Raw genomic sequence first — 23904 nt, 5'->3', positions numbered from 1 at the left:
CTCAAATCTAAAATCTACAATCTACCATCGTTAAGCTAGTTCCCAAACGCATTCCGATCGCGTTAATCGAATTTGAGCTAGGGCAAAAATGGTCGGGATAATGCGACCGTAGTTCGTGGAAATCGATCGCCAACCCAAATCCGCTAAAAACCAAGTCCACATCACCGGGCCAACCAACGAAAATACGCTCCGCGTCGCACCGTAACGAGCAGCACTCACCGCCATACCACGCCGCGCTGTCTGAATTGCGACATAATTTTGAAACTGGGTTGCTGCAGTTGCAGTGCCTGCAAGCACTCCTTGTTTTGCCATTTGATAGGTGGCAAAATGCAGCGCAAATTGATTGGCCATTAGTTTGAGCAGCATTGGTTTTAAGATGGAACTAACAGCTAAAGCGCTGCCGCCTTTGAACAGTAAACCCAGCGGGTCTTTTTCAGCAGAAATTGGCAGGGGTTCTGAGAGTTTAGAATCAACGATCGCTCGCTGTACGCGCAGTGTCAGCGCTTGCTGTTCGTCTGCAGGTAAACGCTTCCACGCGCGACCCATTAAGTGCAAAAATACTTCTGCCTCTAAGTCGGTGGTTGACAACTGTCTGGGATAAGGGATTTTGAGATAGCGACAAACTTGAATTAGTGCTTGTCTGTAAGTTACTTGTTGGCTTCGCCCTCGGAGTACCGTCAACCCGTCCGCTGCAAGATAGCGAAACCGCTGTTCTACGGCGTCGAGCCATGCTTGGCGATCGCGACTTTGTACATCTATCGGTGCGGGGGTTTGCACATAATCTAAAGGGTTAAACTTGCGGCTGAACAGAAGTTCTGTTAGTTGCTGCAATTCTTCTTCTGTTGTCAATTCGAGTGCTGCTCTGAGTTCGTCCAAAATTTTGCCCTCCCGTATTCGATTTTAGATTTTAGATTGCTGCTGATTGACAATCAGTGGGATTTAGTATTTACCTACAGTAGCTTTTTTTATTTTGTCTTAATCATGGATTCGTGCTGTCCCTTATTCTACTACCTGGCGCAGGACGATCGGCAGGATTTGCACAGAAGATCCGACTGCTAGAAGCTATAACCTCAGCAGCTACATTGATCGGCGGACGCGCATCTCAATTGTAAAGTCAAGTTGGGTGTCCCACCGATCCTAAAAATACAATTTAGATGCCCAACAGCCAACCCGGAACCCCTCGGTACGTCTGCAACCCCGCAGCTTGAGGAGTCAAACCGTCGCCCTGAACCCCCACTATAGCAATCCTAAATGATTTTTTATATCTAGAGCAATCCTAAATGATTTTCTCTGTGCAAGTGTATTGACGTATTTTGGGGAAATCAAATTTATGTTCGTTAGTAAAAACTCAAATAAAAATTTGACAATATTAAAAGACCTACATAAATACCAATACTTTCTTAAAAAGTTTTTAACTTGTAACCAAATATCTTCAACGGGATTCTGTTGGGGAGCATTGGGAGCAAATAAAATACAATTAATTGACCAGTTTTCAGGTTCTTTGTCACCATTTATTCTAATAAAAAGTCTCTAAATTCTCCATATTTATGATAACTAGCTCCATCCCAAATCAAGACAATCTTGCGATTTTTATATTTATTTATTTTGTAAGTATTTTATGAATGTAACTGTTGATTTTCCATCACCAGATGGATGGCTCTGAATATGGAATTCTTTGCTTTGATAATTGATGGCGCCAAAATAAGTTTGTCTATTTTTTTTCATTGGTGATTAGGACTTCAATTCTGATTTTTGATTGACCCCAAACATAACCAGTTAAATCACCATGAAGTAGATGGCATTCATCTAAAAACAATACTATTATTTCCCCCGATGCTATACCAGCCTTGTTCTTAAATAAAATATCGTTAATTTCTTCCGTCTTTTTTTTACCAGTTCTTTATTAAATTTAGGCTTGGTTTTTTGAGTTTTTTTTCCAACTAATTTTCGCTTGGTCAAAAAGTTCATAGTAACTCTGTTTGGATTTATATATCACACCAAATTCTTGAGCTAAATAAGTAACCAGCTCATCTAAATTCCAATATTCTTTATTCTTTAACCACTCTATTAATTCAGTATTTTGTCGAGCTGTTAAATACCCTTTTGACCCTTTATGTCCTAGTTTGATTCCGGCGATGCCTTTGGTTTTAAATTGTTTTTTCCAATAACCAACAAAAAAATTACTTACACCTAAAATTTTGCTGATTTCATGGTAGATATTACCTGAGAGCGCCATCCTTACAGCTATTGCTCGTTTTAGTTCTCTGGCATCGATATCGCTTTTAATAAAAGATTCTAATTGGGCTATTTCTTTTTCTCTATCTTTTTGTTGCAGTTGTAAGTTATTCATTTTTTATGGTCACAATCAAGTATTGCATATAATTGTATCATAGTCTTGACAATGATTTAGGATTGCTATATTTTATTCGCTACAAACAAAAGAAAAATAATTTAGTGGAGTTCTGTTCAAAAATGTCAGTTAATCCTATAATGAGTTTGGGTTTTTTAGAACAAGGTAAATGATGTCTTCTTCTGTCGCACCGTCTTTTTTGCAGGGATATTGGCAAGATACTTTCAATCTCAAGCAGCATCTACAGGATTTTTTAAACTTAGATTTAAAAACAATTGAACAAGAGCTGGCGCTCGGTCAACAATCCCTAAAAGAAATAGGACATCGGGATTTTGATTGGGAAAAAGCTAGCGAGTTTTATCGCGATGGAGTCGGACAAGCTTACCTATTTGACCTCGGAGCTTGGCATATGTCCAATCAGGATTACATAGGAGGCACTTTAACATTAATATCAGATATGGCTGCCGGTCGAGTTTTAGATTTTGGCGGCGGTATTGGCACTCATGCTATTGCAGCAGCTCTTTGTCCTCAAGTAGAACAAGTAGTCTATTGTGATCTTAACCCCATAAATCGCAATTTTGTTCAAAGCCGAGCTGCTAAGTTAGGATTGAGTGAGAAGATTTCGTGTAGTCTAGAAGTATCTCCTACAGAGGCTTTTGATACGATTATTTGTTTAGATGTGATGGAACATTTACTCAATCCCAGTCAGCAATTGATGGATTTTCATAAAATGCTGTCTCCGTCAGGGAAGATTATCCTTAACTGGTATTTCTTTAAAGGTTTTAATCAAGAATTTCCTTTTCATTTAGAAGATAAGCAAGAGATGAACACATTTTTTACTAAACTTCAGTCTAATTTTATGGAGGTTTTTCACCCTCATTTAATTACCGCTCGTTGCTATCGCAAATTAACTGCAAGTTAAGAAATCAGCTTAAGGCTTATTTCCTAGAAAAAGTCCGGTAAGTAATGTATCTGAAAGTCCAATTATGTTCGATGTTGTGGTGATTGGTGCGGGTATGGCGGGGCTCAGTTGCGCTCAACGGTTGCGTCAAGCTGGTTATTCTGTTGCTGTTGTTGAGAAATCTCGCGGCGCGGGGGGACGTGTTGCTACCCGCCGCGTACAGGGTACTAGGGCCGATCACGGGGCGCGGTATCTGGAACCGCAGGGGGATGCGGTGCAGGGGTTAATTGAGGCTTTGGTCGATCGCCACATCCTCAAACTCTGGACTGATACTGTCTGGGAATTCAGACAGGGGAAACTTTCTGCTACTGCTAGTTCTTGTTATGTCGCACCTGCAGGTATGAATGCAATCGGTAAGTATCTGGCGGAGGATTTAGAGATTTGGTTTGGCCACCGCGTACAAGCTATTTCTACTACAGATAACCAAAGGTGGCATCTTTCCCTAGAAGTTACTAATGACAATTTACCGACGCCTCAAGAATTGATTGCTAAGGCTGTTGTAGTAGCAATTCCGGCTCCTCAAGCTTTAATGTTTTTGAATTCGGAAATTGGTTTGACATCAGATTTTCTTGACAAATTGCGTTCTGTGGAGTACGAGCCTTGCATTACCGTTATGGCTGGCTATCCTGCGGCCAAACAGCAAGATTGGAGTAATCTAAATCCGCAGTGGAAATCTGTTTCTTTTCCCGATAATTCTGATTTAGCTTGGGTTGGTTTGGACAGCAGCAAACGGCTCGATCCACTACACCCAATATTTGTGGTTCACAGCAGCGCAATTTTTGCAGAACGCTATTTAGAAGCTGCTGATTTGGAAACTGTTGGTCAAGAATTGCTTTCGAGAGCTTCTGAATATTTAATCCCTTGGCTCAAAGAGCCAGAATGGTTACAGGTTCACCGCTGGCGCTATGCTTTTTGTCGAAATCCTTTGCCTGTTTCTTGTTTGCCTGCTGGGGGGAATTTGCCGCTGGTTTGTGCGGGGGATTTGTGCGGGGAAGGTCAAATAGAGGGTGCTTTGCGATCGGGTTTGGCGGCGGCTAATTGGGTGAATTCTCAGTTGCAAAATTTGCCATTAGATTCCAGCCTAAATTGGTAATATGGCTAAAGTTAAGGTATCGATTTTGCCTCTAACGCTATGGCCATCCCGTCTGGGTTTAGCCCCGAAGATTACCTTGCCCTCGAACGTGATCATACCGTCCGGCATGAATATCGGCGCGGTTTGGTGTACGCGATGGCGGGAGTAGCGATGACCACAGCCGTCTCTGTATTAATTTTATAACTGCGATTAACCTTCACCTGCGCGATATAGTTATGAAAAATCCATCTAACTCCTTACAAAAAAATGGAAAAATGGTGTAATCTCCCACTTTTTCAAATTTTTATTTTTGTGCTGTTGTCTGCTGTTTAGACTCTTGTTCTTGCATCTGCAATAACTCGGGAACTGTTACGAAACTGTACCCTTCCTTTCTCAATCGAGCAATAATATCCGGCAAAGCTTTGACAGTTCTTGCTCGATTGCCGCCGCCGTCGTGCATCAGCACAATGCCACCGGAATTTGCCTGCCTCATCACGTTGTCCATCAAAGACTCCGTAAGAGTGCGCCAATCAAAAGAATCAGCAGACCAAATCACAACTGCATAATTTTTCTTTTGAGCGTAAGCTGTCAATCCATTGTTTAAAATGCCTCCGGGCGGCCGGAACATCGATGTTTGGATGCCGGTCAAGTCCTCAATTAAGGATGAAGTGCGATCGATCTCGCGAGCAGCACCGTCTTCGTTATACTGAAGGTATTCATGGCTCCAACTGTGATTGCCGATCGCATGACCGGCTGCTGCGACCTGTTGGCCAATTTCGGGAGAATTTTTCAGGTATTTTCCTACCCAGAAGAATGTAGCCTTAATATTATTTTCCTTGAGAATATCTAGGATTTGTGTAGTTGTTTTCGGCCAGGGGCCGTCGTCAAATGTCAGGGCGATCGCCTTGTGCTGGGAGTCGAGTTTCGCGTGACGAATGGTTGTACCTTGAAACTGGGACGGTACGGCTGATTGAAATCGGATGGCTTGCACTTGGGCTAGAGCACTTTGGGAAAATTCAACTCGATTGGCGATCGCCTCGGAGAACTTATTAATATTGGACATCGGCTGTTGTTCTGGCGACTGGGATACGGCCAAGACTTGCGCCTGAATCGGTTGCAATGGCTGATTGGCCCGCAAGTTAACGGGCCATGTCACACCCAGCAAAAAACTTCCTGTTGCTGCCATAAAAGCAAGGATTAAAGTTTTTCGCCGCCTCCACAGCAGTTTCAATTTTGTCACGTCATTCTCTCCTTCACACCTTGTACAGTTAATTTGAGATTTTATGTTGATATCAAGTTAATCCACTTAAGAGGATAATCTTAAATTGGACAGTCCGTAAAAATGCTACTGGAAATAACCGATCGTGGGGAAGTCCGTCCGGATAAAAAAATTTAAGATTTGTACGCCAGAAATGCCCTAACCCCTGAAAACGCGGGATGGTTGAACTTTTTCCCCAGCCAGGGGGACGGCGCTCAAATCGGATTCATGGCACGATATTCTTAGGGACTCAGCCCGCATCGGCCCGCGTCCCTACCTGAGACTGCAAGTTGGTTTAACCGGAGATGTTGCACTATTGTCAATAAGCTTTTTAGGAACAGGCTTTCGGGCCTGTTCCACAAGAAAATTCACTCTTTGTGGAACAGGCCCGAAAGCCTGTTAAGCGAGAATGGTGCAAGATGTGAGTTTAACCGGATTTGATATCAGGGCGATCGCGCGCGCGCAGCGTCGTAAAATTAACTTTTAGGGCCGATTCTCTCTTTGTACAAGCTGACAATTCGATCGATAACTTCAGCAACAGTCAGATTGTCTGTTTGAATTTCCACAGCATCGGCCGCTTTACGCAAAGGTGCAACCTCGCGGGTGCTGTCCTTTTCGTCCCGCAGGGCAATGTCTTGTTCCAATTGGGCCAAGCTAATATTAGCCCGATCGCTATCTTTAAGTTCTAACAGCCGCCTGCGCGATCGCTCTTGTACCGAAGCCGTCAAAAAAATCTTCAGTTCCGCATCGGGAAACACGTTAGTGCCGATATCGCGGCCTTCTGCTATAATTCCGCCTTTTGTGCCGCAGCGTCGCTGTTCCTCCACCAGAAACTGTCGCACGGCGGGAATTGCCGCCATTTCCGAGACGCGGGATGTCACTTCCAAACTGCGAATTGCCTCGGTTACGTCTTCGCCGTTAATCTTCAACATCTTTGATGCGGGATCGAGGTTGTATTCCAAATAACTGGAACTGATTAATTCGGCGATCGCGCATTCGTCGCAAATCGGCGTGTCGGTTTTCAATGCCAGCCAAGTCAGCGCCCGATACATCGCGCCGGTATCCAGATAAAACAAGTTCAAAGCAGTTGCGGCAAGGCGAGTTACGGTAGATTTGCCTGCTCCCGCCGGGCCGTCGATCGCCACAATGGGCCGACGATTCCTGAGAATTATATTGTCAATCAAACGAGTAGAGCCAACTCTGGCGGCCACGGCTAAAAGTCCCGCTGTTTCTACAACCGGCAAGGGCGTCAAAGTGTCGGGATCGACGAGTTCGGCGTATTCGAGCTTGACTGCGGGCTCTCCTGCGACTGCTGCGTGGGCGGCAGCGATTGCGGCGGCTGCGGTGCGGTCGCCTGAAGCAAAAGTTTCCGAGGCTTGTTGCAGCGCGCGGTAGAGTACGGAGGCTTGCTGTTTTTGCTCTGCTGTTAAATACTGATTGCGAGAACTCATTGCCAGTCCCGACTCTTCGCGGACGATCGGACAAGCGACAATCTCTACAGGCAAGTTAAAATCAAAGACCAGCTTCCGAATAATTGCTAGCTGCTGGGCGTCTTTTTGACCGAAATAAGCTTTTGTCGGCTGCACCAAACTCAAAAGTTTAGTCACAATTGCCGCGACGCCCTGAAAATGACCAGGCCTTGCTTTGCCACACAAAACCGATGTCATCGCCGATGGCGGCACTACTTGAGTTAAGGATGAAAGGTCAATCTCTATCTGTTTTTGGGCGGTTTGCTCTGTTTCTGCGCGTGAAGCGAAGCTATCCCGTAGGGAATCGACCGCTTGGTTGCCGAACATTTCAGTTGCTGAGGGAGCAAATATGGCATCAACTCCAACTTGTTCGCACAACAGCCGGTCTTGCTCGATATTCCGAGGATAATCTTGAAAATCTTCTGTCGGCCCAAATTGCAGCGGGTTGACAAAAATGCTGACCAGGGCGATCGCATTTTCTTGCCTTGCCCGCTGGATCAAGCTCAGATGCCCTGCGTGCAAAGCTCCCATCGTCGGCACCAAACCGACTGTCAAATGAGGTGCAGCAGACTTTTGTAAATTTAAGTAGCAGCGAAGTGCTGCAATGGTAGTAAACAGGTGCACCGGTAGAATCTCCTGAAGGCATTCGGCAGAAGGCAGAATTTGTTTGTCGGAATTTGTTCGACTTGACATCTTGCATCATCCTCAAGAACAGGCAAGATGCCTGTTCCACAAAGAATAGTGCAAGATGTCAGTTTTATCTCATATCTTGCACCATTCTCAATAACAGGCATCTTGCCTGTTCCACAAAGAATGAGTTTTCTTGTGGAACAGGCATCCTGCCTGTTCCTAAACAAGTAATTGAGAATGGTGCAAGATGTCAGTTTTATTCTACTTTCTGCTTTCTACACTTCGGATAACTTTTGTATTCTGTCTGAGAGTAGCCTTCGGCGTCCACCAGTTGTTTACTGCGGCGGTTCTATCACTTCGATTTCCACTCTGGCAACGCCACTGCTGATCATTCCTAGCACGTTGGCGGCGCCGGCGGACAAGTCAATGAGCCGATCGCCCACATAGGGGCCGCGGTCATTAATGCGGACGACTACGGTGCGGCCGTTGTCGAGATTTCTCACCATGACTCTGGTTCCAAAAGGCAAATTTGGGTGGGCTGCGGTCAAATCATTTTGGTTGAAACGCTCGCCGCTGGCGCTGAGGTTGCCGTTAAATCCTGGGCCGTACCAGGAAGCCCAGCCGCTGAGGCGCACTTGAACTGGGCCCATAGACAGCACGGGAGGTTCTGGTTGGGGTTTGCCTGCGACTTCTTCCAGGGGTGGGGCGTTGCCCAGAAGCCGGCGGAGGCGATTGGTTACTTGCAGGGCGTCTCGGCTAAAGTCGCTGGTGGTGTCGGGGAGGATGGTTTCGGCGTTGATGTTTACCAAGTCCTCACCGTTTGCCTGGATAATGTAGCGATCGCCTTTTTCCCACTTAACGGTAATGCTTTTGGGATCGATGTTGTTGCGGGCTAGCTGATTGAGTCTTGCTGCTAAGCTTGATGCCCGCCAAACTGGATCGGGTTCTTGATTGCTAGAGTTGCTGGCAATGTTTCCAACTTTGGGATTTTCTCTGGAGCCCGCTACTTTTGACGGACTGCTAGCACCTGCTTGGCTGTTGCCAGTTTCTTCCAAAGGCGTGTTTGTTTCCGGATTCGCGTTCAGAAAGGTGATGACTGGAATGTTTCGCACGTAGACTGTCGCTGCTTGTCGCCCGCCTAAGTTATGGGGCTGAATTTTGGCGATCAAGTCTCGGGCAATTTCAGCTCTTGCTTGATACTGATACTGTCCGACTTTTTGCGCTTCGACCCGAGTAGCGTTTAACTGCTGGGACGGTTGGGTGGCAATTACTTGCTCGGAAACCTGAGAGTTTTGGTTGTCGGCACCTGTTGCTTGTGCGTGACAAGAGGATGCCGTTCCTACCATAGGAACTAACAGGACAGCGAGTAGACCACCAACAAATTTTTCCTTCATACGTCCATTTTTGTGAATAGCCATTGCCAACCGAGATTGGAGGATTGGCCATTTGGCGGCGGGCGTCAAGGATTTCTCTCTTGCCCTTCGCCATTCCTCCGTGAGTCAAAGCAAAGTATCCGGGTGCGTTTTTGCTTTAATGCTTCCGTACCAAAAAAAATTGGCGGAAACTTCCCTGACACTTGACAACTCGTACTCGATCCGCAATTTGTGTTTTGTTCACGAACTGCAACAGACTACCACAAACTTTTGCGGTTGGGGATCGCTGCGATCGCGATTTTCACCAAATCTTCATAAAATCTTCTCAAAACCCTCTATCATAAAACCCTTTAGTTCCAGTGCTTACAGCCGTTTCAGTCTTTACGGAAAAATTTACAAAAATTTACAAAACTTTAGTGTATTTTGTGGGCTACGGAATGGCTAGTCTTAAAAAAGCTGTTTGTCAACTGTTATGGGAATAAACTAAAAATTAGAAGAAATCGATTTGGCGGACTTATGGATTATCGAGAAGCAGGTGTGGATGTTGAGGCGGGCAGAGCTTTTGTCTCGCGCATCGGGAGTATGGTCAAGAGCACGCACAGATCGGGAGTTTTGGGCGGATTCGGCGGGTTTAGCGGGTTTTTCAGCGTCCCGGAGGGTTTAAAAGAGCCGGTGATGGTTTCGGGTACTGACGGCGTTGGCACTAAGTTGAAATTGGCCCACAATCTCGATCGGCACGACACGGTAGGTATCGACTTGGTGGCGATGTGCGTCAATGACGTGCTGACATCCGGGGCCGAACCCCTCTTTTTTCTCGATTATTTAGCCACGGGAAAGTTAAATCCCGAACAATTAGCTGCGGTGGTAGCCGGCATTGCTGACGGTTGCAAGCAAGCGGGCTGTGCTTTACTCGGAGGGGAAACGGCAGAAATGCCCGGTTTTTACCAAGCGGGTGAGTACGATTTGGCGGGGTTTTGTGTGGGAATTGTCGAAAAGAGCAAATTGTTGGACGGTTCGCGGGTGCAGGTGGGAGATGTGGCTGTGGGGCTGGCGAGTTCGGGCGTGCACAGCAACGGTTTTAGTTTAGTGAGAAAAATTGCGGGCGATGGGGGTTTTGGCTGGAATTCCCAACCCGAAAAGTTAGGTGGCAAAACTTTAGGAGAAGTGCTGCTAACTCCGACTAAAATTTATGTGAAACCAGTCCTCGAAGCAATTAAGAGCGGTCTAGAAATTCACGGCATGGCTCACATTACGGGCGGCGGTTTGCCGGAAAATTTGCCGCGCTGTTTGGGAGTTAATCAATCTGTCAGAATTGACAGCAATAGCTGGCCAAATTTACCAATTTTCCAGTGGATTGCTGAAGCGGGTCAAGTTGCCACAGCAGATATGTTCAATACTTTTAATATGGGGATTGGCTTTGTGCTGTTGCTCGATTCGAGGGAAGTAGAACAGGCTGTTAAATGGTTTGAATCTCAGGGAATTGGTGCGTTCGCGATCGGGGAAGTGATTGAGGGGAACGGAGAATTGATCATGGATAACGGTTAATGGGTAATTAGTAAGAAGCAATCGCAGGGGCTGAAGATTGCTTCGCTTTGTTTTATGCGTTAACAGACAATCTCAATCTGCCTTCATCTGTGTATATCTGCGGTTAAATTTATAATTTTGAAAGTAACCGCAGAGGACGCAGAGGACACAGAGGATGAAAGAGAAAAAGGAATTCACAAGAGATAACTCGTTGCTACAATTTTAAAGGCAATTGAAATAAGCTATTGTGCTTTTAAATATGGTATAATTCAAAATTAGTTCCGTGAATTAGTGTAAAATTTTCCGCCGAATGCTTAAATTAATTGAAGATATATACTATTTATTACATCGACTCTGAAATAAAGAATTATTAATTGTTGAAAAAAGAAAATATCAAAAATCAAGGTAATGTTTGTATCACAGTTTAAATAAAAAACACCTTATTAGGCTTGTACGTGACTCAAAATTTCCAAAAACTCCTGCACCACTAGATCCGGTTGTTCGCTGCATCGGGTAGCATCGTAATGTTTGACAAGACTGATGCCAGAATCTCTGAAACGCTGGCACATTTCATCTTCTGTTGTGTTTGGATGGGATAATTCACGGTCAATTTTCAGTATCCCTAGCTTGTTTTGGTGGAAGATCAGAAAGTCAGCTTGTTGGTTTTGTCTCCCTGCGGGTGTTGTCAGTCGGAGTTGGGAGTTGGGGATGAAGAGAGTGGAAGTGCGATCGAGTATTTCGGCAATTTTCACTTGTGCGTCGGAGTGAAAGCGAAAACCATTCCAGTTAATTTCGTCTTCAGAGTCAGATAATTCAGTTTCACTATCAGCATTGATTGTTTTATCTAAATCAGCTTGACCATAATCAGCTTCATTTAAGTTTGCGAATAATCTAGCTCCACTTAAGTTTGCTCCGCTGAGATTTGCACCGCTGAGGTTAACTTCTATTGTCAGATTTCGCTGTAGATTCACTTGAGTTCGCCGTAAGTATCGCTTTAAGACTGATTTGAGATTATCTTTTTTAACTTTTTCAGCGAGTGCTGTTGAAAGTAGTTTCCATAGTTTAGCACCAGCATCTTTGATATAATCATATTCATATTCAGTGCTGGCTGCAATTTCTTTATAAGACCGTCCTTCCCAGGATTGACGAAATACTATCTCTTGAACTTTGTTGAGGCGATCGTAGTTGAGGGCTGTTTCTGCGATCGTGATGGCTTCGTCAACGGTCATGTATCACACTCCTTCAGCAGTGAAGCGTTAATGTAGGTTTAACATAGATTCTAGCGCAACAGGGAGCTGATATTACTTTTTTATTACTTTTTTGTTACTTTTTCTCACTGTTGAACCTGGCATAGAGTTGCTATTGTATCTCTAGATGCACAGGGATGTGAATATCAATAACACTAAGCGACACTCCCAAGGACTTCATTTCCTGATGGAGCAGGTTAATGCTGATCTGCTGGTGAGTTCACTGTTTTTTTTGAAAGGGGGAATGATGGCTGCAAATAACATATCACCACAAAATACTGATAGACCTATCTGGGATGACACCAAGATATATATTACCAAAAATACAGTTCAATTTGGTTTAGATATCTATCAGTTTCGCAACGTCACAGGTTTTGGCATATCTCCAGTTAAGACCGAAAATATCCCCTTACAATGGATTTTAGGATTGTTTGTTATTGGACTTATTGTAGCTAATAATTCTGATGGTAGATTGTGGGGAATAACTATGGCTATAGTGGCAATTTTTTTATTGATCATAAATAGTTTTTTTATGCCCAAATATTACGGGCTTAAATTATACCTTAATTCAGGTTCACCGTCCCCAGTATTTATTACTAGCGATATGCCAGGTTTAGAAAAAGTAGTTTTAGTTTTACACAAATTCATGGAAAGTAATGCAGAAGGTAGTTATGTAGTATACTCAACCGATCGATCTATCCGAATAGAAGGAAGTGTTGGAGGTTCCGTCACAGCAGGTAATATTGGAGGCAGTTCATCAAGTCAAGTTGGAGGAGATGTCTCTCGAAATGACTAAAAATAAAAGTGTCATCCAAAGATAAATCAAATTAGGAGGGAATAATGGAAGATAAACAACGTATTCAGATCGGAGGAAGTGTTGGAGGTCCTGTTACGGCAGGTAAGATTGAAGGGGCTTCATCAAGTTATGTTGGAGGAAATGTTTCCTTCGCTATAAACGAGTTACCTTCATCCTCTGAACCTGATAAACCCGGAATCAAAGAGTTACTTACCCAACTCCAAGCAGAAATTAAAGCAGATCCAAACTTAACAGAAGATGACAAACAGGATGCTTTAGAACAAGTAAAAGAGTTAGCTGAAGCTGCTCAAAATCCTAATGATGCAGAAATGAAGAATAAAGCCAAAAAGGCAGATCGGATGCTCGGACGAATTATCTCCGCTGTACCACAAGCCACAAAACTCCTAGAATTCTGTAATAATCTACTACCATTGATTACTAAAGTGTTTGGGTTTTAGTAAGCGATCGCCCTTCGGCAAACACGCCAAATAATTACGATCGCACTTCCTCTCCTCTCATTTGTTCACAACACTCTTTGACGGATGGTGAAAGGCTTGTCAAGTGCGATTTAATAGTTTTGGACGCATGGGCATTCAGAAACTGGGTTTTTTTTACGAAAAGACGCGTTGCAGCCTGCAGATTAGCTAAAAAACCCGGTTTTTTGGGTTGGAGTGCGTTCAGGACTATTTCACTCAATCCAAGAACATCCTCATACAAAGTAGAGATTGGACACTAAAAATTGAGACTAGCCAACTCTAAACATTCCCCCTCACGGTAGAAAGAAAAACCCCAACGTTCGGCCACATCGCGACGGTAGCAATCTACATTCATCACTTGTTGAATAATTAATACATATTCTTGTATAGTTGATAGCGATCGATAATCGGCAAATTTATCTACTCTGTCAAACACCTCAGTTGTGGGAGAAAAAAGTTTAGTCTTTATTCACTAATATTCCCCTATTCAGGACAGAATTCCTGAATACCAACTTGATGATTTTGCTGCCAGAAGTTCTTGCTACAAAATTGATGATTTTGAGGACAGAAGTCCTGACTTATTAATAGGCGATCGCCAATCATTAGACTTTTTGCAAAAATAGATAATATCTGCGTTCATTTGCGTTCATCTGCGGTTAAAAACAGAAAATCCCGAACTCTTGCAAAAAGTCTAACCACCAATCTTACTTAGTCTTGTCCAAAGTCCGCGCCTCCAACCAAATAGGAATTGCAATCCAAGCAACTGCTAACAGCAAAGCAAATACCGCAAATTGAGCAGCCCAAGCTACCAATTTCTCCAAAGACACAACTTGTCCCAAGAAGTAGGATAAACTCACCATTACAGATGCCCAGCTTGCAGCACCCAGAACATTGAACAGCGAAAATTTCCAAAAAGGCATTTCTGCAATACCTGCTAGGGGGCTAGCAAAAATTCGCAGCAATGCGATGAAACGACCCAAAAATACGGCCTTAGCTGCATTTTTGCTAAACTGTTCTTTTAAGTCAAACAGTTGTTCTTCTCGAAAGCGGAAAAATTGTCCCAGCTTCAGCAGCAGTGGCCAGCCACCGTACCTGCCGATCGCATAACCAAAATTTCCCCCCAATGTAGCACCAGCGATCGCACTGCCGAGTACATACCAGTAATTCAGTTCCCCGCTGCCAGCTAAAAAGCCGCCAGCAATGGTAATTGTCTCACCTGGAAGAGGAACTCCCAGATTTTCCAGCAAAATTCCCAGAAATACTGCCCAGTAGCCGTAATCACGCGCAAACTGCTGAATAGTCTCTAACGATAAAAACTCAAAAGACATTCGATACTGCCTTCGTAAACTTTTGCAAAGCTCAATACATTTATATATTGGCTCGATTCAGCCAATAGTGCAATCTTTCGCTGTGATGAAGAACACACTGTTGTCGCGATCGCTGGTCCAACTAAACATTAGCCTTTGAGGCATACTAGATGAGTAGAGAAGTGTGGCAGTTGCGTTCTGGGCGATCGCTAGCCAGTTTTCCTACTAAATTTATCACAACGGCTCTCCCCACCAATTCCACAAGGGCGATCACACATCCTCAAACATACGCTGAAATTCCCTGAGTCTCTCAAGAGAGTCAGCAACTAAACTAACTTATTCATACTTTACGATCGTAGGATAACTGCTATGGAATTTCCCAACTTCAACCAACCCATCGTCCTTCAACCTCACAACTGCCTCGACTCCCAAGCCGGCAGCCTCCTCCAGCAACAGCTAGCCGAGATTGTGCCCGATCGCCACAAACTCTGGGTAATAGACATGGCCGCCGTAGATTTCATCGACAGTTCCGGGATCTGCGCCTTAGTCGGCGGACTCAACGCCGCCCGCCACCGAGGATGCCGCCTCGTCATCTGCAACCTCTCAGCCACAGTCAAGCTAATTTTTGAAATTACTCAACTCGACCAACTCTTTGAAATCTTCGACAGTTTCGACCAAGTTATCTCCACTGAAACTCCGGCTTTAGTTGCTTGATTAAAATGAGATCCCAAGTTTAAATCTCAATTTTCCCAGAGACTTCAAGCAACCGCAGAGCTAATTCCTATATCATAAATAGGTTTATTTGTCAAGCAATACCAATGACAAATAAATAAATCCGGCACTTGAACGCCGACAGAAGCGATCGCAGGTGCAGCCGGAAAAGGCCAAAGTCGATCGAAACAAATCCTTTCCCCCACAAACCCGAACTGCATCAAATAAGTCGCCGGCGGCGCATTTAAAAGATTCAGCAAGCGGTAAGCCAACTCATACAACTGCTGTCGCCAAACATCCGACAAATGCACCGGTTGAGAGTAACTCAACTCGCCAGACTGCTTGTCAGCTTCCCCACCGATCACCTCAGCATACAGTGGCCCCTTTGCCGTCAACACCACAGGCAGCCAAAAATTGCCAGCACCGACGGGAAAAAGCAGCTCCTGGGACACTCGATCGCGCGCTGCGGAAACATTGCCACAAAATCGAAACACATCTTGAGCCGGAAAAACCAGATTTTCTGGCACCTCCAGCGTCAAAGGACAAACGATCGCCCCACCCGGAGCGATCGCGCCTGAATTGAGTTCCGAAACCTCACAGATATTGACTTCTGTTAAAGGATGAGATTGAGCGATCGCCGCCTTGAGACTTGCGGCCGAATCTTTCTCACCACCCGCCACAATCAAAACCTTAGACATTGCCAAAGCTCGGCATTTGAATTCCCCGATCGTCCTCAGCATCGACGCTCGGCAGATCCAGGCCCTTAGCCTTGCGGCTCCGCACAGCGAGACGGTAAGTTACGCTTTGCAACTCAGTGTGCAACTGGCGGTTTTCCTTTTGCAATTGATCCAACTTTTCCTTAATTGGCTCGATGCGCTCGGCAAACTTTTGGCGGTAAACCCCTGGCAATTCCTGAACCACCTGTTCCAGCATCCGAGAGCGATCCGTCAATTCTTGCACCGACTGCCGCAGTTGGTAAACCTCAGCATCCCGCTCCGCGATTTGTTCCTGATAAAAACTCACCTGTTCTTCAACAGCTTGGAGTTGTTCCCGCATGGCCTGCATTTGAGCTTGGTGGCGATCGGAAACTTCCGGCGCCGGCACAAAATTAGAATTGCCCTTCACCAGCCTGAAAAGTTCTTGAGACAACTGCTGCACCAATTGGTCGCGCATTTGCAGCTCTTCGGTGAGACGAGATACCTCTGATTGCAATTCTTTTGAGCTTACAAGTTTAGTTTGATTCACGATGACTCTCAGCTTTTGTTATATAATGTGTTTCTCTTTAAAAATATCTTTCCCTTACCGCAGAGGCAAGAGGCACTTCAAAATTTTTGAACCCATTAGCGTAAATCGAGCCAGCGACCCGATGTCAAGGGTAAAGCTCAGTTTAACTCAAATCAGGCATCCACGTCACCACCTTAGTTTCTTGCAATAGACCGAGGTAAAATCCTAGGTTTTGCTCCCTAAATCAGGTTTCTTAGCTTTTTTTGAGAATAGTGCCAGAACTCCGATCTAACCAATCACAGCCGAAAGCACTTTTCCAGCTTCGTCCACGGTGGTGCCAAAACAGATAATGCCGTCCTCGTGACCGGCCATGGCCAGAATTTTGCGATCAGCCAAATTCTCCTCCTCAAAAAGCCTAAACATTTCTAAGGCCATCTGAGGAGTGCCGTAAGGTATTTCTTTTCTAGTAGTAGGAATTTTAAACAGCAGTTGCTGCCATAGCTTAGGATTATGGACGTGAATTATCCCGCCCACCTCCTCTCTCTGAAGGTACAGGGCCCCGTGAGTCAGGGACTCCGACGAAGCTTGTACGGGCCCCCGGCAGCCGAGGAAATTTTGTTCTAAGTTAAATTCGGTAACAGTACAGTATGATTCTGGTCCCAGAGTCTTCAAGTGTGCAGTCTGGGTTCCCGAAATCACGAATTGGCAAGAATTTCCGAGTCTGACGCTGACGTTGCCAAACCCTATGCCATTTTCGTAGACGCCAATTAATCCCCAATCGTGGAGCCGATCGCGCCAGTCCATCAAATCTCCTATGTTCCGGGCAGCTACAGGTTCTGCTTCTTCCCAGTCACAGCGGTACTTAACGACTCCTTCATCCATTTTTTTGTATGATCAGACACTACTCTGACACGACAGACATGACCCAAGCTGAGACTTAATCGAAGTTGTCAAGAAGTTGTCAAACAGCTTTTTTTGCCTGCTGCCTTATGTCTCGGTGCATAAGTGCCTTAACTAATCTACATTCCAGTGTCGCCGTAATTAGCGACCGACATTAGCAAAAAGTAAGCTAGGAAAGTTGAACCAATTATTCCAAAAATCATGGTTTAGCCTCTAGGTGATTACAAAAGTTCAATATGAAAATGTACGCTTTCAGTCGGGGAGTTTGATTCCAGGCTTTTGCCCGATCGAGTTTCTGATGTGAAACTACATAACCTCCCTGAATCGGTTATTGCTCTATACTACAGCATTTCTACTGAGTTTAACTCTACCTTAATAAATATTTAAGGATAAATTACCCCTTAATCCGGTAACTCCGGTAAAAAGCAACCGTAGATTTACTTATTTTTTACGATTATATCTATATTTAAGCAAGAATCAAGCGGAACACAAAAAATATTTTTTTGCCCGTCTGGGACGAACAGGCCCAATCTTCGGGTGTTCTAGGTTAGTCAAAACCTATGTCGATCGAGAAATTTTTAGCTCCGGGGCATCCTAGAAGATAAGAAACCGGGTTGAGGGTAATATCATGTCGCGTAAAATCACCGCAACACCAGCTCCCGTCGGCGGGTTCACCAAAATCTGTAGTAGTAGTATAAGTGATAGATCCCGTAAACCCGCCTCCACCTAGAGGGGGATAGTCGATCGACCGAACCTGATATAAGTCCTATTAAGAAAAAAACAAGCCGATCGAGCAGTGATGGCCCAATCAGCTAAATTTTTCTGTGAAGCGCGATCGCTCGTAGCCCTTTAAATGTGGAAGTGATACAAGATGCTGCCGTCGTCTTTAATTTCGCAATTGGCATTAAAAACTTCAGCTTGTTGGTTCAAAAAACGCTGAGCTACATCCGGCGACAGCCGCGTTTCCATCGCAAACCGCACCAGAGTAATTTCGCCGCGGCCTTCTTTGATCAGTCGGTACAAAGCACTTTGGAGCCTTTCGCTCTCTTCTCGCTGAAAAGCTGCTTTGTACCTCCAATCCGCCACTGAAGGAATCAAACCACGGCTGACCAAAATCGCCAACAGCAAGCCAATTCCCACAATCAGAGGCACTGTCGGATCGCTCGTGGGCGTCGCCACAATTTGTGGCACTGTAGCGGCGGCCAAACTGCTAACCATTTCTTTTTCCGACGCTTGCGTATCCGCCATTGCAAGCTGAGTTTTGTTGTAAAAGTCTTGCTGAAGCTTCATTTGCTGCAACAGGCGAGCGCGCTCTCTTTCGTATTGGTCGAGTTTTTGCTGAGCTTGTTTCAGGTCTTGAGTGACTTGTGCCAAGCGTTGGTTGAGCGACTGATTGACTGATTGCCACCGATATCTGTTAATCAGGCGGCTTTTTTCCACCATGCCCTTCATCAACATATCCGCCGTTTGGATTGCTTGCTCCTGATCGAGCGAGCGATACCCAACAACAATCTCTAGGGGTTGTTCCGGCTTAGAAATCTTGACACTAGCATTTTGTCGAACTTGCTGGGGCGACAGCTTAACTGCATCTGCCACTGCTTTGACAACATTATCTGCCAGCAGAACCTCTGGGGTGAGTTGCTCTCCCTGCTTGAGAATTGTCGTGCCCGTGGTCGAAAATTTGACTGGCGGATTATTAGAAGTGAGAGTGCCTTGAGCCATGAATCCGGGGGGCGGGGCGAGGCGGTAGGCCAGGGCGCCTGAAATACCCATAATTACAGCAAAACTGCCTAGGGCAATCCATCTGTATTGATTTGCTGAAGATCTAAAACGTAAATTTCCCATTTTGATAGTCAAGTCATAACATTCGCTTGCCGCAGCTACTGCCAAACGCCAGAGCGATCGTTTCTTTCTGGTTATTCAAATTGACTGCTGAAATTTTTCTCAGTTTGTACCTAAAAGCTATTAGCTTTTGAGAGTTGTCAATATTCATGAGTCCAAAAAACCGATCGCGCTTTTATTTGATCCGAGCTATAACTTCAGTTTTTGTCCTTAATAATTAATCTGTAACAAGGCTTCTGGAAGTCTACTGGCATCAGACTAGCACTCAGGCGTGCGAGATCCTCGCCTCCCCGTGTTTGTTGACATTCAAAACTGTCTCCTTTTCACCCTTGGCAATCCTCCAATTATCTTACGTCTTGGCGTCTTGCGGACGCGGTTGAAGAATAAAAAAAACCTTAAATAATCTGCCTAAAAACTTAACAAGCAAGAATTATACCATGCAGTTAAGAGTTTGCTGCAAATTAAAAAAAATTGTGGATCGGGGGGCGAGACCCGATCCACATATTCACATAACAATTATGGTTCGATCAGTTGATGGTTTGATCGAGCTCGCCTAGGCGAATGTTCAGAAGCCGATCGGCAAAATAAGACCCTCGCGGGCCATGACAGCCTTCGGAAAAGCGATTTGCACGTCTTCGGCGATGCGATCAAGAAAATCGTCTGTGTGAGCCGGATCATGGTGAAAAATCACCACTCGTTTTACGCGGGCCTCCTTAGCCATTCTCACCGCTTCCTGCCAAGTCGAGTGTCCCCAACCCACCTTGGGAGACTTGGGATTGTGATATTCCTCGTCTGTGTACATCGCATCGTAAATCAGCACATCAGCGTCGAGGGCTAAATTGTAGACATTCTCATCTAGGCGATCGGGAAAATGTTCAGTATCCGAACAATAAACAACAGATCGTCCCTGCCAAGTCACCCGATATCCCATAGCAGTATTCGGGTGATTCAGAGAACCCGTCCTAATCTCAATATCATCCAGCATCATCGTCTGGTTGTGATTGAGTTCGTAGAAATTCAAATCTGCCTGCAAACCCATCAGCGGCACCGGCGAATTCGAGTGGAGTACCCGTTCGACGAAGTGCCTTTTCATGCAATCTCCATCCGGCGGAGTCGCCCCGTAAATATCAAAGCTATTGCCGCGGATGAAAGCTGGGGCGAACAGCGGGAAACCTTGAATGTGATCCCAGTGATAGTGAGTAAAAAACATATAAGCTTGCACCGGCATTTCTTGCACCAACTGGTCTCCCAGCATCCGCAAGCCTGTTCCGCCGTCAAAAATCAAGCGTTTGCCAGCGACTCGCATTTCCAAACAAGAAGTATTGCCGCCGTAGCGAACAGTTTCCTGTCCAGGTGTCGGAACACTGCCCCGCACGCCCCAGAACTGTACGACAAAATCATCTATACCTTTTATTGATTCGGAGGGTTGAGGGCAATCAACGGGAGTTGCCGCTACAGAGGACAAGCTGATTTCCATTTTAAAATTCAGGCTTTAAGGTTCCACATTGTCCGTGATGGCGCAGCAGATGGTCGCACAACACTAAAGCTACCATCGCTTCCACCATTGGCACAGCTCTTGGCAAAACGCAAGGGTCATGCCGTCCCTTGGCAGCCAGCAGCGTTTCTTCGCCTTCTCGGGTAACGGTGCGCTGCTGCTGGCGAATTGTCGCAGTCGGCTTGAATGCCGCCCGCAAAATGATATTTTCGCCGTTAGCAATCCCACCCTGAATTCCGCCAGAGCGATTCGTCACTGTACGAATTACACCCTTATCATCAGTATAGTATTCATCATTATGTTCGCTGCCCTTGAGCAGAGTCCCGGCAAACCCGGAACCAATTTCAAAGCCTTTGCTGGCGGGCAAGGACATGATGGCTTTGGCGAAATCGGCTTCGAGTTTGTCGAATACGGGCATTCCCAGACCTTTGGGTACATTGCGGGCGACGCATTCGACTACACCGCCGATCGAATCTCCACTATCCCGAACTTTTTCGATTAGTTCAATCATTCTTTCGGCGCATTCGGCATCTGGACAGCGGACGATGTTGCTTTCTACTTGTTCTAAGGTAACAGTGTCCGGGTCGGCGACACATTCTAAATCTTTGATGCGTTTGACGTAGCCGACTATTTCGACTCCTGCTGCTTGTTTGAGAATTTTTTTAGCGATCGCGCCTGCTGCTACTCTACCTATTGTCTCTCTCGCCGAACTTCGACCTCCGCCTTGCCAGTTACGAATTCCGTACTTGGCATCGTAGGTAGCATCAGCGTGGGAAGGGCGGTAAGTTGTCGCCATTTCTTCGTAGTCTTGGGGGCGAGTGTTTTGATTGCGGACTAAAATGGCGATCGGCGTTCCCAAAGTTTTGCCTTCAAACACCCCCGACAGAATTTCGCAGGTATCTGCTTCTTTGCGGGGCGTAGTAATTTTGCTTTGGCCAGGGCGGCGGCGATCGAGTTCGGCTTGAATTTCCGATGCGTCGATCGACACCAGGGGCGGGCAACCATCAATTACTACTCCCACACCGCCGCCGTGAGATTCCCCAAATGTCGAGATCCGAAATAAATGCCCAAATGTGTTCCCCATGATGCTTTAGCCTGACACCTAATAATTTTTAGCTTAAATGGAATAGAGATTTACTGTATTTCTGAAAAATATACCATTGACGAGTAGGCGACAGGCGATCGCCTCACAGCATCACTCCCTTCCCAGTATAAAAATATCTCCGAGGGAGATGGGGAGAGGGAGATGGCGAGAGAGGGAGATAAAAAAATATTCCTTCTTCCTTCTTCCTTCTTCCTTCTTCCTTCTTCCTTCTTCCTTCTTCCTTCTTCCTTCTTCCTTCTTTAGTCTTCGTGTTCTTCAAAAGGATCTCTCAATTCCTTAGCGGGAGGGCCGAAAGCCGTGTAGATCGAGAAACCGGTGATGGCCACCAGACACACACCGAGAGAAATGCCGAGAACTGCTGCGGGTTCCATATTTTTGATCGATTATGAGTGCTCCACTCTATAATATTACAAAAAATAACAATCCGTCTGAAAGTCTAGTGATTTTAGGCGCTGTACGCTATGGCAGCCAACCCCCACTCCCCGTTTTGCGAGTCCCCCTGCAGCATTTCTGAGAAATTGCGATCGCAATTAGCGGTAGAAATATGTCAAACTTTTCTGTAGAGATTCATTGCAGGTGACTTATGGCACAACGGACTTGGTTAGGAGATATACTCAAACCCCTTAACTCGGAATACGGCAAGGTAGCCCCCGGCTGGGGAACCACGCTATTGATGAGCGTGTTCATTGGACTGTTTTTCGTGTTCTTGTTGATTATTTTGCAAATCTACAACTCTTCTCTGATTCTGGAGAGTGTGGATATGGATTGGTCGAGCCTAGGCCGCTAAAAATTGATCACAAAACAGTAAGGCTAAAAGTAAAAGCTTAGGGTTGAGGAGAAAGGGTAAAAGCTAAGTTTTTCCGTTTTTCCTTACCCTTTCCGATTACTTTTTCCATAAATAAACAAGAAGTAACTAAACAAATTGCTGGAGAAAAACAATGAATATTTTTGGCATTGGTTTGCCCGAAATGGCAGTTATTTTTACGATCGCCCTATTGGTATTTGGCCCGAAAAAATTACCAGAAATTGGCAGGAGTATGGGGAAGGCAATTCGGGGCTTTCAAGACGCTTCGCGGGATTTTGAGTCGGAGTTCACGCGGGAAGCTAAGCAGTTAGAAGAAGCAGTAGCAACTAGCAGCAAACCGGCAACTGAAAAACTCGCCGCGGCTACTCCCAAGGAAGATAGCACAGACAGTTAAATGAACAACACTCAGAAGTCGGAAACACCAGCGGAGTTAGTGATTCCCCAGCTAATTGTTGGCTTGGGCAATCCCGAACCTAAATACGATCGCACCCGACACAACATAGGCTTTAATGCTGTCGATGCCTTGGCTAAATCTTGGCAGATTTCGCTGTCGGAAAATCGCAAATTTCAAGGCATATTTGGCGAGGGAAACCGGCCGCGGGGACAGAAAATTCGCTTGCTGAAACCGCTTACTTACATGAATCTGTCGGGTCAATCGATTCGGGCGGCGACGGATTGGTACAAGATACCTGCTGAGTCGGTATTAATAGTATACGATGATATGGATTTGCCGATCGGGAAATTGAGAATGCGGCTTGCAGGTTCTGCCGGCGGACACAACGGCATGAAATCGACAATTTCTCATTTGGGCACAGACAAGTTTCCCCGCTTGCGGATTGGCATCGGCAAACCTCAAAACGATGCGGCTAAAAATGAGAAAGATACGATTTCCTTCGTTTTAGGAAAATTTTCCTCAGAGGAAAGTCAGTTAGTAGAGAAAGTGCTTAAACTGGTTGTAGAAGCTGTGGAACTGAGTCTGCACCAAGGAGTAGAAAAAGCCATGAGCCTTTACAATAGTCGCACAATTGCAGAAACAAACGCGGAAACAAAAAGGTGAGTTCGAGACGTTTGCCTGAAACAACTGCATATGTCCGGGTTACTGGCCAATCTTGGCAAAAAGGCACGATTGAGGGTGAAGTGACTGCCGGCAATTTTGAGTGGCAGTTTCAGTGGCGTTTCACGTCAGAAAAAACACTGATACTTGAGCCTTCTCAGGGTAGGGCATTGATTCAGGAACCGCTGCACCGTTTTCTGGAAAAATGGGATTATCAGCTTGAACCTGGTGGGGATTATTCGTTTACGGTTAGGGCTGAGTTTTAAAATCTTGGTAATGGGAAATCTGGCAAAGGTAATCGGGAA

The 23904-nt window shown here is 45.4% G+C and carries 28 protein-coding genes; 12 read left to right on the top strand and 16 right to left on the bottom strand.

What is annotated here, in order from left to right; all coding sequences use genetic code 11:
- Positions 1-30: 30 nt before the first annotated feature.
- Both QUA36_RS23215 and QUA36_RS23210 read right to left on the bottom strand, forming a co-directional pair.
- Positions 31-876, bottom strand: a complete 846-nt coding sequence (locus QUA36_RS23215) for a YaaW family protein (protein ID WP_333167503.1) — start codon at positions 874-876, stop codon at positions 31-33.
- Between the two features lie 1033 nt (positions 877-1909).
- Entirely contained in the window at positions 1910-2350 is a 441-nt protein-coding gene (locus QUA36_RS23210) for a winged helix-turn-helix domain-containing protein (RefSeq protein WP_333459248.1), read from the bottom strand.
- Positions 2351-2519: 169 nt separating this feature from the next.
- Here QUA36_RS23210 and QUA36_RS23205 point away from each other — a divergent pair, with 169 nt between their 5' ends.
- The 3 genes from QUA36_RS23205 (at position 2520) to QUA36_RS23195 (ending at position 4587) form a co-directional block, all read left to right on the top strand.
- A complete protein-coding gene (locus QUA36_RS23205) occupies positions 2520-3272 on the top strand; it encodes a methyltransferase domain-containing protein (RefSeq protein ID WP_333167508.1) in 753 nt (250 codons plus the stop codon).
- Between the two features lie 64 nt (positions 3273-3336).
- Positions 3337-4404, top strand: coding sequence for an FAD-dependent oxidoreductase (locus tag QUA36_RS23200; protein WP_333459247.1), 1068 nt, complete (start codon positions 3337-3339; stop codon positions 4402-4404).
- A 39-nt stretch (positions 4405-4443) separates the two neighbouring features.
- Complete coding sequence (locus tag QUA36_RS23195; protein ID WP_333167512.1) at positions 4444-4587, top strand: hypothetical protein; 144 nt, start codon at positions 4444-4446, stop codon at positions 4585-4587.
- Positions 4588-4687: 100 nt separating this feature from the next.
- Here the strand turns inward: QUA36_RS23195 and QUA36_RS23190 are convergent, their stop codons facing one another.
- The 3 genes from QUA36_RS23190 to QUA36_RS23180 all read right to left on the bottom strand — a co-directional run bounded on the left by QUA36_RS23190 (position 4688) and on the right by QUA36_RS23180 (position 9158).
- Positions 4688-5623 (bottom strand): polysaccharide deacetylase family protein, encoded by a 936-nt coding sequence (locus QUA36_RS23190; RefSeq protein ID WP_333459246.1) that lies wholly within the window; start codon positions 5621-5623, stop codon positions 4688-4690.
- Positions 5624-6117: 494 nt separating this feature from the next.
- Positions 6118-7734, bottom strand: coding sequence for a bifunctional pantoate--beta-alanine ligase/(d)CMP kinase (locus QUA36_RS23185; protein ID WP_333459254.1), 1617 nt, complete (start codon positions 7732-7734; stop codon positions 6118-6120).
- A 341-nt stretch (positions 7735-8075) separates the two neighbouring features.
- Positions 8076-9158 carry a septal ring lytic transglycosylase RlpA family protein gene (locus QUA36_RS23180; protein WP_333459245.1) on the bottom strand — a complete coding sequence of 361 codons (1083 nt, stop codon included), beginning with the start codon at positions 9156-9158 and terminating at the stop codon, positions 8076-8078.
- Positions 9159-9629: 471 nt separating this feature from the next.
- Here QUA36_RS23180 and purM point away from each other — a divergent pair, with 471 nt between their 5' ends.
- The gene (gene purM, locus QUA36_RS23175; RefSeq protein ID WP_333459244.1) at positions 9630-10658 is read left to right on the top strand and encodes a phosphoribosylformylglycinamidine cyclo-ligase; all 1029 of its coding nucleotides are present in this window, start codon (positions 9630-9632) and stop codon (positions 10656-10658) included.
- Positions 10659-11080: 422 nt separating this feature from the next.
- On the opposite strand, the gene QUA36_RS23170 is transcribed toward purM, so the two are convergent.
- Positions 11081-11866, bottom strand: a complete 786-nt coding sequence (locus QUA36_RS23170; RefSeq protein WP_333459243.1) for a pentapeptide repeat-containing protein — start codon at positions 11864-11866, stop codon at positions 11081-11083.
- 157 nt (positions 11867-12023) lie between these two features.
- Between QUA36_RS23170 and QUA36_RS23165 the strand changes: the two genes are divergently transcribed.
- Both QUA36_RS23165 and QUA36_RS23160 read left to right on the top strand, forming a co-directional pair.
- Positions 12024-12680, top strand: a complete 657-nt coding sequence (locus QUA36_RS23165) for a hypothetical protein (protein ID WP_333252115.1) — start codon at positions 12024-12026, stop codon at positions 12678-12680.
- Positions 12681-12724: 44 nt separating this feature from the next.
- Complete coding sequence (locus tag QUA36_RS23160) at positions 12725-13138, top strand: DUF1542 domain-containing protein (RefSeq protein WP_333252114.1); 414 nt, start codon at positions 12725-12727, stop codon at positions 13136-13138.
- 274 nt (positions 13139-13412) lie between these two features.
- Here the strand turns inward: QUA36_RS23160 and QUA36_RS23155 are convergent, their stop codons facing one another.
- On the bottom strand, positions 13413-13625 hold the full coding sequence (locus QUA36_RS23155; RefSeq protein ID WP_333252133.1) for a Uma2 family endonuclease: 213 nt from the start codon (positions 13623-13625) through the stop codon (positions 13413-13415).
- Between the two features lie 235 nt (positions 13626-13860).
- On the bottom strand, positions 13861-14484 hold the full coding sequence (locus tag QUA36_RS23150; RefSeq protein ID WP_333054585.1) for a DedA family protein: 624 nt from the start codon (positions 14482-14484) through the stop codon (positions 13861-13863).
- 149 nt (positions 14485-14633) lie between these two features.
- Between QUA36_RS23150 and QUA36_RS23145 the strand changes: the two genes are divergently transcribed.
- Together QUA36_RS23145 and QUA36_RS23140 are read left to right on the top strand one after the other, a co-directional pair.
- Positions 14634-14768, top strand: coding sequence for a hypothetical protein (locus QUA36_RS23145; RefSeq protein ID WP_333459242.1), 135 nt, complete (start codon positions 14634-14636; stop codon positions 14766-14768).
- A 64-nt stretch (positions 14769-14832) separates the two neighbouring features.
- Positions 14833-15177 (top strand): STAS domain-containing protein, encoded by a 345-nt coding sequence (locus QUA36_RS23140; RefSeq protein WP_333167526.1) that lies wholly within the window; start codon positions 14833-14835, stop codon positions 15175-15177.
- A 44-nt stretch (positions 15178-15221) separates the two neighbouring features.
- On the opposite strand, the gene QUA36_RS23135 is transcribed toward QUA36_RS23140, so the two are convergent.
- The 8 genes from QUA36_RS23135 to psbN all read right to left on the bottom strand — a co-directional run bounded on the left by QUA36_RS23135 (position 15222) and on the right by psbN (position 22111).
- Positions 15222-15872, bottom strand: coding sequence for a hypothetical protein (locus tag QUA36_RS23135; RefSeq protein WP_333453056.1), 651 nt, complete (start codon positions 15870-15872; stop codon positions 15222-15224).
- Complete coding sequence (locus QUA36_RS23130) at positions 15865-16419, bottom strand: Npun_F5560 family protein (protein ID WP_333167530.1); 555 nt, start codon at positions 16417-16419, stop codon at positions 15865-15867. The genes QUA36_RS23135 and QUA36_RS23130 overlap by 8 nt, the downstream gene beginning before the upstream one ends.
- 267 nt (positions 16420-16686) lie before the next feature.
- Entirely contained in the window at positions 16687-17280 is a 594-nt protein-coding gene (locus QUA36_RS23125; protein ID WP_333459241.1) for a class II aldolase/adducin family protein, read from the bottom strand.
- Between the two features lie 867 nt (positions 17281-18147).
- Positions 18148-19143 (bottom strand): hypothetical protein, encoded by a 996-nt coding sequence (locus QUA36_RS23120; RefSeq protein ID WP_333459240.1) that lies wholly within the window; start codon positions 19141-19143, stop codon positions 18148-18150.
- A 562-nt stretch (positions 19144-19705) separates the two neighbouring features.
- Entirely contained in the window at positions 19706-20617 is a 912-nt protein-coding gene (locus QUA36_RS23115) for an MBL fold metallo-hydrolase (protein ID WP_333163148.1), read from the bottom strand.
- Position 20618: 1 nt separating this feature from the next.
- Positions 20619-21719 carry a chorismate synthase gene (gene aroC / locus QUA36_RS23110; protein WP_333167538.1) on the bottom strand — a complete coding sequence of 367 codons (1101 nt, stop codon included), beginning with the start codon at positions 21717-21719 and terminating at the stop codon, positions 20619-20621.
- Between the two features lie 103 nt (positions 21720-21822).
- Positions 21823-21999 carry a hypothetical protein gene (locus QUA36_RS23105; protein ID WP_333459239.1) on the bottom strand — a complete coding sequence of 59 codons (177 nt, stop codon included), beginning with the start codon at positions 21997-21999 and terminating at the stop codon, positions 21823-21825.
- Positions 21980-22111 carry a photosystem II reaction center protein PsbN gene (gene psbN, locus QUA36_RS23100; protein ID WP_190742515.1) on the bottom strand — a complete coding sequence of 44 codons (132 nt, stop codon included), beginning with the start codon at positions 22109-22111 and terminating at the stop codon, positions 21980-21982. Before psbN ends, QUA36_RS23105 begins: the two co-directional genes overlap by 20 nt.
- Positions 22112-22323: 212 nt before the next feature.
- Here psbN and psbH point away from each other — a divergent pair, with 212 nt between their 5' ends.
- From psbH to QUA36_RS23080, 4 genes are all read left to right on the top strand, one after another.
- Complete coding sequence (psbH, locus tag QUA36_RS23095; RefSeq protein WP_015176007.1) at positions 22324-22527, top strand: photosystem II reaction center phosphoprotein PsbH; 204 nt, start codon at positions 22324-22326, stop codon at positions 22525-22527.
- Between the two features lie 151 nt (positions 22528-22678).
- Positions 22679-22939, top strand: coding sequence for a TatA/E family twin arginine-targeting protein translocase (locus QUA36_RS23090; RefSeq protein WP_333152463.1), 261 nt, complete (start codon positions 22679-22681; stop codon positions 22937-22939).
- Positions 22940-23602, top strand: coding sequence for an aminoacyl-tRNA hydrolase (gene pth / locus QUA36_RS23085; protein WP_332958584.1), 663 nt, complete (start codon positions 22940-22942; stop codon positions 23600-23602). It abuts the gene before it with no gap.
- A complete protein-coding gene (locus QUA36_RS23080; protein ID WP_332958583.1) occupies positions 23599-23865 on the top strand; it encodes a DUF3146 family protein in 267 nt (88 codons plus the stop codon). Before pth ends, QUA36_RS23080 begins: the two co-directional genes overlap by 4 nt.
- The last annotated feature ends 39 nt before the right edge of the window (positions 23866-23904 follow it).

It is taken from the genome of Microcoleus sp. Pol10D4 (genome assembly GCF_036701555.1).
In the GTDB taxonomy this organism is placed as follows: Bacteria; Cyanobacteriota; Cyanobacteriia; order Cyanobacteriales; family Microcoleaceae; genus Microcoleus.
This window is presented reverse-complemented; position numbering and strand designations above follow the sequence as displayed.